The sequence below is a fragment of the Methanosalsum zhilinae DSM 4017 genome (genome assembly GCF_000217995.1).
GTDB lineage: Archaea > Halobacteriota > Methanosarcinia > Methanosarcinales > Methanosarcinaceae > Methanosalsum > Methanosalsum zhilinae.
In genome coordinates, this window is sequence record NC_015676.1 from 1327796 (window position 1) to 1340180 (window position 12385).

12 protein-coding genes are annotated in these 12385 nt (G+C 36.2%); 9 read left to right on the forward strand and 3 right to left on the reverse strand.

Annotated elements, in window-relative coordinates; all coding sequences use genetic code 11:
• Nucleotides 1-12: 12 nt before the first annotated feature.
• Complete coding sequence (locus MZHIL_RS06260; protein WP_013898526.1) at nucleotides 13-1002, reverse strand: hypothetical protein; 990 nt, start codon at nucleotides 1000-1002, stop codon at nucleotides 13-15.
• Between the two features lie 140 nt (nucleotides 1003-1142).
• Here MZHIL_RS06260 and MZHIL_RS06265 point away from each other — a divergent pair, with 140 nt between their 5' ends.
• From MZHIL_RS06265 to MZHIL_RS06275, 3 genes are all read left to right on the forward strand, one after another.
• Nucleotides 1143-2045 (forward strand): metallophosphoesterase, encoded by a 903-nt coding sequence (locus tag MZHIL_RS06265; protein WP_013898527.1) that lies wholly within the window; start codon nucleotides 1143-1145, stop codon nucleotides 2043-2045.
• Nucleotides 2035-4890 (forward strand): DEAD/DEAH box helicase, encoded by a 2856-nt coding sequence (locus MZHIL_RS06270; protein WP_013898528.1) that lies wholly within the window; start codon nucleotides 2035-2037, stop codon nucleotides 4888-4890. Before MZHIL_RS06265 ends, MZHIL_RS06270 begins: the two co-directional genes overlap by 11 nt.
• 96 nt (nucleotides 4891-4986) lie before the next feature.
• On the forward strand, nucleotides 4987-5217 hold the full coding sequence (locus MZHIL_RS06275) for a ferredoxin (RefSeq protein WP_013898529.1): 231 nt from the start codon (nucleotides 4987-4989) through the stop codon (nucleotides 5215-5217).
• Nucleotides 5218-5429: 212 nt separating this feature from the next.
• Here the strand turns inward: MZHIL_RS06275 and MZHIL_RS06280 are convergent, their stop codons facing one another.
• A complete protein-coding gene (locus tag MZHIL_RS06280; protein ID WP_013898530.1) occupies nucleotides 5430-5918 on the reverse strand; it encodes a metal-dependent transcriptional regulator in 489 nt (162 codons plus the stop codon).
• Between the two features lie 548 nt (nucleotides 5919-6466).
• On the opposite strand from MZHIL_RS06280, the gene MZHIL_RS10825 reads away from it, so the two are divergent.
• From MZHIL_RS10825 to MZHIL_RS06305, 5 genes are all read left to right on the forward strand, one after another.
• The gene (locus MZHIL_RS10825) at nucleotides 6467-7441 is read left to right on the forward strand and encodes a DMT family transporter (RefSeq protein WP_013898531.1); all 975 of its coding nucleotides are present in this window, start codon (nucleotides 6467-6469) and stop codon (nucleotides 7439-7441) included.
• Between the two features lie 320 nt (nucleotides 7442-7761).
• Nucleotides 7762-8754 (forward strand): radical SAM protein, encoded by a 993-nt coding sequence (locus MZHIL_RS06290; protein WP_394295827.1) that lies wholly within the window; start codon nucleotides 7762-7764, stop codon nucleotides 8752-8754.
• Between the two features lie 7 nt (nucleotides 8755-8761).
• Nucleotides 8762-9742, forward strand: coding sequence for an ABC transporter substrate-binding protein (locus MZHIL_RS06295; RefSeq protein ID WP_013898533.1), 981 nt, complete (start codon nucleotides 8762-8764; stop codon nucleotides 9740-9742).
• 2 nt (nucleotides 9743-9744) lie between these two features.
• The gene (locus MZHIL_RS06300; protein ID WP_013898534.1) at nucleotides 9745-10545 is read left to right on the forward strand and encodes an ABC transporter permease; all 801 of its coding nucleotides are present in this window, start codon (nucleotides 9745-9747) and stop codon (nucleotides 10543-10545) included.
• Nucleotides 10532-11302 (forward strand): ABC transporter ATP-binding protein, encoded by a 771-nt coding sequence (locus tag MZHIL_RS06305; RefSeq protein WP_013898535.1) that lies wholly within the window; start codon nucleotides 10532-10534, stop codon nucleotides 11300-11302. The genes MZHIL_RS06300 and MZHIL_RS06305 overlap by 14 nt, the downstream gene beginning before the upstream one ends.
• A 138-nt stretch (nucleotides 11303-11440) precedes the next feature.
• Here the strand turns inward: MZHIL_RS06305 and MZHIL_RS06310 are convergent, their stop codons facing one another.
• Nucleotides 11441-11848 carry a hypothetical protein gene (locus MZHIL_RS06310; protein ID WP_013898536.1) on the reverse strand — a complete coding sequence of 136 codons (408 nt, stop codon included), beginning with the start codon at nucleotides 11846-11848 and terminating at the stop codon, nucleotides 11441-11443.
• Nucleotides 11849-12083: 235 nt separating this feature from the next.
• Between MZHIL_RS06310 and groES the strand changes: the two genes are divergently transcribed.
• Nucleotides 12084-12359 (forward strand): co-chaperone GroES, encoded by a 276-nt coding sequence (gene groES / locus MZHIL_RS06315; protein ID WP_013898537.1) that lies wholly within the window; start codon nucleotides 12084-12086, stop codon nucleotides 12357-12359.
• Nucleotides 12360-12385: the final 26 nt, after the last annotated feature.

Sequence of the window (12385 nt, forward strand, 5' to 3'; positions counted from 1 at the left end):
TATGATAAATCATTAACTGTATGAACCGAAATCTGTTATATTTGTATTATTCAAATAAAATAGGTTCAGTATTCCATGGCATTTACAGGATGTGCCTACAAAAAATACATGACCCATGTTACCATCAATGTTCCTTTCATTACCCATAGAATATATGTTTCGAACATACTTCAATGCATCTAAAAGGTTCTTTTTCACATCATTTCCACTGATTCCACCAAGTCCTGCTCCTATCTGATAGCTTTCAAAGACCCATCCTGGATGAAAGGATTTCAGCTCCATTACATAATCTATGGTATCTCTGGGTTTGTCTCTTTCAAAAAAAGGACAGTATCCCGAATAACCGGAACAGTGATCCGGACACATCTCATCGCCTTTGGTGTATGATAGTACAATTATTCCCTTTTCAGGATACTGAGACAGAATTATATGCTCAGGCAGGTTTGATACGAAATTGTTAAAGAAATTCTTTTTTGCCGGATCAGAATCCGATACTGTAAACTCACGGACAGGTATTGATGGTCCCGATGTTCTAACAATCTCCGCATCCTGCTGATATTTTAGGGGAAAAGTCATTATATCTGATATCAGCTGTGCTGCAATATGAACAGGTACTGCTGGAACAATACATTCCGGAATCCCATGTGAAAGAATATATTTAATTATCCCGGTATCGCATCTATAGAAATAATTTCTGTTAAGGGGAATACCATTCTTCTGTGATCTGTGTCCATTTTTCTCCAATATCTCGATCTTCTGCCTAAGGATAGATGAAAGCTTTTTTTGATCTTCAACTACTTCAGATATTCCTGATGCCTCTGCTTCTGAATCAATGTCTATGGTCAGGACCAGTGGAAAACGCTCAGAACTGGTATTCTGTATAAAGCGAGTACCGACTTTACCACCGCCGATCACCAGAGCATATCCATTAATTACAGGCAGTTCGTCCAGTAAAGCTAATTCTCTATCAATACAGGAAATCAGTAGCTCTTTTTCATCCATATTCCCATCTCTATCAATAACCAAATATTGCGATCATAATAATTATATATTATCATCATAAGTGGTTTATGCTATAAATTAAGATTAAAGGATGCAATATCCCGAATTAATAATCTGATCATCAGAATGATTCATACTATATGAACGCAAACAAAGCTCACAATAAAATCATGGATATTAAAATAAAACCAGTCATCAACAAACCGGCTCTTATTATCTCGAATACAATTGATGTTCTGGCAGTTGCGGATATACATCTTGGGATCGAATGGGATCTCTACAGAAGTGGATTTTCAATTCCAAGCCTGCTAGAAAAAAAACTTTCCCAGATGCAGGAGCTTATAAGAGAAACAGAACCTGACAGGGTGGTACTTGTTGGAGACGTAAAGCATAATGTCCCTTCAATATCCTGGCAGGAAAGGAGAGAAGTACCACTTTTTTTACATAATATTGCACAAAACCTCCCTGTTGATATAATCCCTGGCAACCATGACGGTGGAATAGAACTTCTATATGAAGGTAACAAAAATATTACTTTACACCCTTCAAGAGGTGCTTGCATAGATTCGGTTGGCTACTTTCACGGACATACCTGGCCATCCCCGGAAGTAATCAGTTGCTCTCATATAATCACAGCTCACAACCATCCCTCGGTACGCCTGACCGATTCTCTTGGTTACTCTACTTCAGAGCCTGTCTGGATCAGAACCAGAATTGATCCAACAACTTTACCAAAATATGAAAAAGTATTTATTCCCGAACTAACTCCACGCCCTGAAAATATAAACAGTGAAATAATCATCATGCCTGCATTCAATGAACTGTGCGGTGGTATCGCCTTCAATGAGATACAGACAGAGGAACTTCTTGGACCTGCGTTTTCAGCAGGAGTTGTTGAATTTGATACTGCTGAAGCATATATGTTAGATGGTACGAGACTTGGAATGATTCAGGATATACGCAAGTTCAGTAATGCTAAAAGAAAAAAGAAATTTAAACGCTCGATTTCATCAAAAAGATACTCCACAATAAATGAAAGATAAAAGTAATCCATTCGAACTTCTGGTCCCTGAAATACAGGAATCTTTGAATAAGCAGGGATTTAAGAGACCTACCAAACCGCAGGAAAAAGCAATTCCTGTGATCCTTGAAGGAAAACATACACTGCTGATAGCACCTACCGGATCTGGAAAGACCGAATCTGCAATCCTGCCCATATTTAATTCCATCCTATTGAACAGACGCTCAGAACAGAATACTGAAAAAGTTGAAAAGGGAATATCAGCACTTTATATAACTCCTTTAAGGGCCCTCAACCGGGACATGCTGTCCAGAATACAGTGGTGGAGCCAGCAGCTCAGCATAACAGTTGCTGTCCGTCATGGAGATACTTCACAATATGAACGTCAGAAACAATCACGGAATCCGCCTGACATGTTGATAACAACACCCGAAACTCTTCAGGCAATGTTTACCGGTTCAAGGCTCAGAAAAAACCTGGAAACGGTTAGCCATGTAGTAATTGATGAGATACATGAACTGGCCAGTTCCAAGAGAGGTAGTCAGCTTACTGTTGCCCTTGAAAGACTTGTTGAAATTGCAGGCGAGTTCAAAAGGATCGGGCTGTCAGCAACTGTTGGTAATCCAGAGGAAGTGGGGAGATTTATGGCAGGTTCTAACCGAAATGCAGTTGTTGTCGAAGTTGCAATGCTAAAGGAACTTGAATTCAATATTATAACTCCTGTAAGGACGGATACAGACACGAAGATATCCAGAAAAACAGGATACGATCCGGATTTTGTATCTCATCTTCAGGCCATCCATAATATAGTAGAGAACAGCAGTTCAACACTTATTTTTGTCAATACCCGTCAGAGTGCAGAGGCTTTGGCTTCAGGATTTAAAGCAATTGAAGCACCTATTGGTGTCCATCATGGTTCTCTTTCATTTGATGCCCGCCTGGAAGCTGAGGAAACATTCAAAAATGGAAAATTGAAGGGACTAATCTGCACATCCTCAATGGAACTTGGGATTGACATCGGAAGTATTGACCATGTGATTCAATACGGATCTCCGCGCCAGGTATCCAGACTGCTCCAGAGGGTAGGCCGTGCAGGCCATAAAATTCACGAGACCTCAAGGGGTACTATACTTGCACTGGATTTTGATGATATTATTGAGAGCATGGCAATTGCAAAATCCGCTACCTGTGGAAATGTCGAGAATATTTCCTATCATATTAATTCATTTGATGTAATTGCAAACCAGATTGCAGGCATGGTACTTGATTTTGGAGAAACTGATATTGATAGGATATATTCCATCATTAAAAGAGCATATCCATTCAGTGATCTCAAAAAAGAGGATCTAACCCAGATAATCAATCAGATTTCGGAATACAGGCTAATCTGGTATGAAAATGAACATCAGAAAATAGGTAGAAGAAAGAAAAGCCGTCTATATTACTATGATAACCTATCCATGATCCCGGATGAAAAAAGATATGAAGTATTTGATATTGTTAGCGGGAAAACGGTTGGATCACTTGACGAAGCTTTTATAGTCAACTTTGCGTCTCCTGGTGCAGTATTTATTACGAGGGGAGATTTATGGCGAATTATTGAGCTGGAAACTGAAAGGGAACGAATAAAGGTAGAGCCTGTGAAGGGTGGTGGTGAAATTCCAAGCTGGACAGGCGAAGAAATACCTGTCACCTTTGAAATAGCCCAGGAAGTCGGGAAGATCAGAGCAAAGATTGCACGTATGATACATCAGGATTACAGTGATGAAGAAATTATACATCGCCTTAAAGATGAATATCCTGCTGAGAAAAGCGCCATCAAAATCGTTGTTGAGCTAATAAGGGAACATGTAGTAAAGCAGCTAGATCTTCCAGATGATAAAACAATAACAATTGAACCTACCGGTTCTAATGAAATTACAATAAATACCTGTTTGGGACATAACACAAATCAAACACTTGCAAGAGTTTTGACCTCCCTTCTTTCTGCAAGGTCAGGAAGCACCATTGCACAGGAGATTGATCCCTATCGCATCAAGCTTACATTTCAAAAAAACATATCTGCAGATCAGATAAAAGGGCTTTTAATGGAAATAAAGCCTCAGCATCTGAGACCCCTGATAGAGATCACTCTTAAAAATACCAGCCTTATGAAATGGAAAATGGTTCATGTTGCCAGAAAATTTGGTGCTTTGAGCAAAGATGTGGAATATGAGCGCCTTAGTATGAAAAAGCTTATGGAAGTATATAAGGATACATCCATGTACAATGAAGTTGTAAGAGAAATATTTCATGATACACTGGATATTAAACATACACACCGAATACTTTCTGATATAAGTAAAGGATATATTAAAATTGTCATCTGTCCACAGTCACCCATATCAAAAGCGGGATTTTCCATGAGAAAGGAACTAATTGCTCCTGAAAAAGCAGATCATTCAATTCTGGCTGCACTAAAAGAGAGAATAATGAACGACAGGGTGATCCTGTTCTGTGTAAACTGCACTAAATGGGTCTCTCGCAGAAAAGTGAAAAATGTGGATGAAATACCAACCTGTCCAATCTGTGACTCCAGATCAATTGCAGCATTGAAACCCTGGGAAGAGGATGAGATATCACTTGTCAGAAAAAAACATAAAAATCTCTCAAAAGACGATTCAAAAAGAATCAGAAGAGTACACAGGAACGCAAATATTGTGCTTTCCCAGGGTAAAAAAGCTGTGATCGCACTTGCAAGCCGGGGAATTGGACCGGATACCGCATCCAGGGTCATTGAAAAAATGAGGGTAGATGAAGATGAATTTTACAGAGATATACTAATTGCTGAAAGGAACTATGCAAAAACCAAACAGTTCTGGGACTGAGATTGAAATCATATTACATACATTAAACATCTTATAGAAATCTATAAATAGCAGAATCAGTTAATTTTCAATCAATTGATATTGGGGAGTAAGATAATGGCAGATAAAGCAGATAAAGTTCCGGAAAATGTACCAGGTCCATATTATGTGGATGAAGAATGTATTGCATGCGGAATTTGTATAGAAACGGCACCTGAAAACTTTAAAATGAATGAAGATGGATCCAAGGCATACGTTTACCGTCAGCCGGAAACTGACGAAGAAATAGATACCTGTGAAGATGCCCTGGCTGAATGTCCGGTAGATGCAATAGGAAACGATGGGTGATATTCCAATTTCCCAATTGTATATGCCGTTGAATGTATGATCGGATTATTCTGGAAATTACTTCAGGTAAAATAATTTCATGAATGATATGTTGTGCATTGACTACGAATAGTAAGGTATTTAGTCGGCAATCTTAAGTTTGCATATCTGGACTTATGAAAAATCAAAATGAACGATCCATAGAAACAGCATGACCAAAAATCAATTCTAAATCAATTCTGTTTCTTTTTACCATGTACAGGACATTGATCAGAAGTTATAGAATTTTCCCCTATATACTGACCGGTTTCATAATAGTACCTGAAGTGATCCAGCCATACCGGAGATTTTTTATTTTTATTGATGAATTCAGCAAATTTTGTCAGTGTTTTTAAGGTTTCGGGGGTCAGAAGGTGTTCAATCTTGCATGCATCTTCATCTGCCATCTTTTCATCCACTCCCAGTATCTGCAGGAAATCCCTAATAACACCATATTTTTCCTTTGTGCTCCTGGCAATTTCCTTTCCACTGTCTGTTAGTGTAACTCCGCCATATTTTTCGTAATTTATATAGCCTGAGTCGTCCATGCGCTGAAACATTTCAGTTACACTTGAAGGGCTTACATCCAGGGCTTTTGATACATCTTTTACCCGTACATATCCTTTTTCATCCAAAAGTTCCTGAACAACTTTCAGATAATCTTCTTCTCTTTCTGTAACCATATATAATCAAATTTTGGTTATTCTAATTATTTTAGGATATTTGATTTTTTTATATATAAGTATTGTGAGTATGTTTTTAAAGAATATTTGTATGTTTCCATATTATGATTACATATTATAATTATAGTAATATCTAACTATTAAATCTCTAAATAAGAATTAATTTGGAATCAATAACAATTCTAAGATTAATAAGGAATTATTTTTAATCTATAATTAGTAATATAAATTAAAAACCTTAATTTTTACATAATAATGAATATAATCAATATTAATATGAGTTATTAGAATATAAAATGTGTTTTATTCGATATATTATAGTTATATATGAATAAAATATCATTAAGGAGATTTATATTGATTTATAATGATTTATAATAGATAAAAGATCAATCCTATATATTTAAATGTATATTTATGATATAAAATGTTAAATATGATATTTTTACCTTAATAAAATCATAATTCATAATAATATGCCTATTAAATACCTATTATTTCTTTTATCCGTTAAATATATATGTAAGAAATAGCATTCAGGATGAATCATGACTGAAGTGGCTATAAATCAAAATAAAGCATATATTAACGTAGTAATTGGGTGTTTAATTGCTGGAATGGTAGGTATATTTTTAAAAAGTATTAATAATATGAATATTGGATCTATACTATTTTATAGACTTTTATTTGGATTTATAGTTCTGTTATTATTTATAATAGCAACTAAAAAGTTAAATGAGATTAAATTAGGTCAAAAAAAGAAATATATAGCTTTAATTGGAATATTAAATGTAATAACCTTATTTTCTTATTTTTCAGCCATTCAGTATACCAATATATCTATAGGAGTCCTTCTACTGTATACTGCTCCGGTTTATGTCACTCTCCTCTCTCCAATATTTCTGAAAGAAGGGATCTCAATGCAGGGAATGCTGGGATTATTACTCTCAATTGGAGGAATTGTTATGATAGTAGATCCGAGCAATGGTGCACTTGGAGGGGAGTATCTAAACTATACACTTGGAATCCTATTCGGACTTCTTGCAGGACTCTCTTTTGGAACCACTATAATTACAGTTAATTACCTCAAAGACTCATATACAGGATTGTCCCAGTTATTCTGGTCTACAGGTATAAGTATAGTCATACTGTCGCCATTTGCAGTCAATACATGCAGTCAGACATTGTCAGATAATATCACAATCCTGATTTCATTTGGAGTTCTGACCACAGCCATAGGAGCTCTCTTTTATCTGAGCGGAATTGTTCGCATAAAAGCCCAAAAAGCTGGAGTGCTTGCTTTGCTTGAACCGGTCAGTGGCATATTGTTTGGCTTTGCAATTCTTGGAGATCCCATATTTGCAAGTACTATAAAGGGATGCAGTTTCATACTACTTGGAGCCATGATCGTAAGCATGAATAATTCTCAATTCACCCAAATTCAGAAAATTGCAAATACCATGATAGGAAGAAGCAGAAAATACCCAAAAAATACGGAAAATACTGGAGTGGAAAGCTTCTAAATTAAAAAGGCTAAAAATCATGTAAAATCAAGTGTTTTCGACACTTCATGTACCGTCAAATGTGCAGGCCAATTTTCTGTCAAGCATCCTGGTAAAAATCGGCCTCTCACCCATTACATAATATTGCTTTAAAGATGCAAACAACCAGCCTTTATTTCTGCAAAAAATTGTAAGCAATAATTACATTCAGGATACTAATCAAATTCATCAGAACAATTTATATATTTTATTTTTTAAACATTATCAAAGTTCTCAGCTTGCTGATATGTTACTAATTTCAGCAGGATTAGCATCTGGATTAAGTAAGTTGTTCAAAAATGGTGAGATATTTGTCAAATTTAAACCTTATTCAGGAATTAAAGAAAAAGGCATTGAAGGGAAAAAGACTGAACCGTGATGAGATCATATCCCTGCTCGAAATAGACCCGGAATCAGAAGAAGCTGAATTACTTGGAAGTGCTGCAAGGGAAGTTGCAGGAGCAATCACAAATGATAGAGCTGATATCTGGGCATCCGTTGGAGTAGACTACAGAAATTGTCCAATGAGTTGCAATTTCTGTGCTTTTGGAAAAGAATGGGGAATTGTAACTGAAGAAAACGAAAGAAATTTTGATCAGATAACTGAGATCATCCATAACTTTGTATCACAGGGAGCAAGATGGATCATCTTACGAACAACCCAATTTTATGAATTTGACAAATTAACCGAACTAACTAAACTGGTCCGATCACAAGTTCCAGGGGATTATGAAATTGTAGTAAATACCGGCGAATTTGATGAACTGAATGCAAAGCTTCTCGAAGAGTCAGGAGTACAGAGAGTATATCATACATTGAGGCTAAGAGAGGGTATTGATACAAAATTTAAGCCAGATGATAGAATTGCAACACTTGAGACAATAAAGGATTCACAACTTGAACTTGCATATCTGATAGAACCTATTGGTATTGAACATAAAAACGAAGAAATTGCAGATATTTTTTTGACTGGTTTAGAGCATGGTGCAACACTAACTGGCGCAATGGCTAGAGTACCATTACCTAAAACACCACTGAGTGAATTACCACAGATATCCAGTCGAAGGCATGCACAGATAGTGGCTGTTACAAGACTTGCTGCAAATAGACATGCTCCAAATGTCTGTGTACATCCTCCTAACCAAACAGCTCTTAACTGGGGTGCAAATGTATTAGTTGTTGAAACAGGTGCAATCCCCCGAGATGTTACTAAATGTGAAAGTGAATGGAATGGATTTGATATTAAGACTGCTAAACAAATGTTTAAAAATGCAAATTACGAGTTCAGGAGCTGAATGAAATATGAAAACTCTATTCTCCATAATATGTGTTCTATTACTATTAAGTTTCAGTGTTACATTATCAGGGTGTATCAATCCGGATAACGAATTCGATACAACTGTAGGAACATGGAGAACAGCTCAGACGATTCAGCCATATGTGTACCATGAACATATTGATGAGAATTATAGTGTGAATGTGCTTCCATTCACAAACCCAGGTGACCAAAAATCTGCTTTGTTGGCTGGAGGCCTGGATATGACCGGCACAACAATAGCACTTGCAATCACCAGTGCATCAAAAGGAGAACCAATAGTCATAGTAAGTAGCCTCTGCAATAAATGTTCAGCTATTGTTGTTAGAGAAGGCTCGGATATAGAAACACCAGCCGATCTTAAAGGTAAAACTATTGCATATGTTCCAGGAACAATGCATCATGTACTTCTGCTTGAAACACTCAAACAGGAAGGATTGGATCCAGATGTGGATGTTATATTAAAACGGATTGATTTTTTTGATATGGGTCAGGCATTATCAAGAGGTACAGTCGATGCTTTTTGTAGTGGAGAACCGTATCCATCTCTGGCAGTGGCAGAAGGATACGGTAGAATACTTACTTATCCATATTACGGAGATAATATAGGAACTATTAATGCAGGGATGATCACTACAAAAAACAAGATTGAGAATGATAGAGATAAAATACAATCTTTAGTAACAGCTCATGCAAAAACCACACAGCATTTAAACCAAAATAAGGAGGAATGGCTTACTCTGGCAGAAACTTTTGGTACATCCAGAGATGTTCTAGAAATAGCAGAACCTAACATGGAACTTGTATGGGATATTGATGATGATGATTACATAGAAAACACAAGAAACCTTGCAATTGAAATGTACGAGCTTGGAATGATAAACGAAGTGCCTGATATTGATTCAATGTTTGATTTGAGCTTCGTAGAAGAAGCAAGAAACAAGACAAATAATACAAATATCACCTAAAAATGTTAAATCTAAAAAAAATAAATGTATTAGGTTTTTTAATTCCAGTAATAGTTCTTACCTTCTGGTATATTGTAACAAGGGAAGGTATGGTACCACCATATTTGGTTCCTTCTCCTTCCAGTTTACTCTTAGTGTCCATCGATTTTGCAATAGGTAATCTGAACATAACACCTTATTCTGGAACTTTGTTCACTCATGCATATGCGAGTATAACAAGAGTATTATCTGGATTTGCAATAGCTACAGTTCTGGGACTGACTCTTGGGTTTTTAACTGGAAGAAGCATGTTAGCTAAAGATACATTTGATCCAACAGTACACCTTATTAGAATTATTCCAGGGATTGGATGGTTGCCAATTGCTATAGTTTGGTTCGGTGTTGGTGAAACAACAACTTTGTTCTTGATATCCTTAGCCGCTTTTTTCCCAATATATGTCAATGCAGCGCAAGGTGCTTCTTCAGTCTCTCCACTTCTGATCAGAGCAGGGAAAATGCTTGGAGCAAATAATATTTCATTATATACAACCGTTATCATACCAGCAGCTATGCCTTCAACGATTGCAGGATTAAGATTAGGACTGGGTGTATCATGGGGATTTTTAGTTCTAGGAGAACTTACAGGAGTCGCAAGCGGACTTGGTGCGTTGATGATGGATGCAAGAATGTTAGGGCATGTAGATATTATTCTGGTTTCAATGATTTGTATAGGAATCCTGGGACGTGTTAGTGATATATTGCTAATGTCTTTTTTTAAGAGGTCAGGATTGCTGGTTGAAGGAGATAAAAATGAAGGGAACTGATATAGTTGTCAAAGGACTTAGTAAAAGTTACAATTCAGTTAATGGAGAAGAGAGTCTAGAAGTTCTTGATGACATTCATCTTCATATAAAGCAAGGAGAATTCATCAGTATACTTGGCCCTAGTGGCTGTGGTAAATCTACACTATTGAACATCCTTGCGGGTTTTGAGTCTGGCGATAATGGTGTTGCCACATGCTGTAAAGAAAAGATTGAAGGAGTGTCAACCCAACGAGCAGTTGTATTCCAGTCGCCTGTACTATTCCCATGGTTGAGCGTAAGAAAAAATGTAATGTTTGGTTTAAAGCAAAAAAAAATGGATGATGGAGTGAGACAAAAAATTGTAGATAAGTATTTGAAAGCCGTTGGCATCAGTAAATTTGAAAATTATTATCCCGGTCAGCTATCCGGTGGTATGCAGCAGAGAGTCGCGCTTGCCCGTGTTCTCGTACTTGACCCCAATATACTGTTAATGGACGAACCTTTTGCAGCACTGGATGCACAATCAAGACTTAGTATGCAGGAATTACTTTTAAATCTTTGGCAAAAACATAAACCTACCGTTATATTTGTGACACATGATGTTGAAGAAGCACTGTTCCTATCCGACAAAATATTTATCATGAGCAAAAGGCCAGGTAGGATAAAAGAAGAAATTGAGGTGACATTTAGAAGACCACGCAATATCTCTATAATTGGAACACCAGAGTTTTCTGAATTAAAAAAGCATATATTATCAACTCTAATGGACATGTGTTAGTAAATTTTTATTATGTCACTATTACTAAATGAGCTGATAAAATCATCAACAATCTCACTAAAAACTATCCATCCCCCTGCAGAGGATTATGGTGCTTATCATATTGATGGAACAGTGCTGATAATGACTGCAGATTTTTTATCTGTTCTTTAGCCCCATCATCTGATCTATCTCTTCTGCAACATTTTCCAGTTCATCAAATATCCTTTCAGAATCTTTCCTTATCTCCTGGACTGCTGATTTGAGGCTTCCGCCACGGAGGTATATATGCCGTTTTTTCCTGTACACAAGTCCTGCCTGTATCAGATTCCTGATATGATGGTTAACTCTTGATATATTTATATTCAGATCATTGGCTATCATTTCAGATGAGATATTGTCTTCATAGGGAGTCCTGTTTAATAGATCCTGTATGATCCGGATAGAAACATTTTCTATGTCCCTTCCTGAAGATAACCCAAAACAGTCACAAACCCACTGAATATCTGAATCCAGATTTTTTTCATTTGATTTTTCTATATCTATCAAAGTTATCTGTCGGGTCATGATAGCCTATATAATTTAAAATATATATAAATATTATCCATTATATCGATAAGGTTTAAATTAAATTAAAATATCTTTAATTAAATTAAAACTTATATCAATTAATATATTATATCTATATTATATATGGATTATATGAATAAAATTGATTAATTTTATATAATAGTTTTATAATTATAGCTTATTAAAACTGGGAACTTCCAGTTGAAGTAACAAATTTTGGAGGATTGGATTTATGAAAATTAAACCTGTTGGAGAAAGAATATTAATTAAAGTCATAAAAGAAGAGGAAGTTACAAAAGGCGGAATATATATTCCTGAATCAGCCAGAAAAGAGAAAAAAGAGGGTATTGTTGTGGCTGTGGGGACATATGAAGATGGAAAAGGCCTGCCACTCGAAAAAGGAGATCATATAATATATGGAGGATTCCAGTCTGATGAGATAGATCTTGATGGCGAGCAGCATATGTTCCTCGAGTTCAAGGATGTACTGGCAGTGATTGAAGATTAAATATTTCTTGCTATAAGAATTTCGTC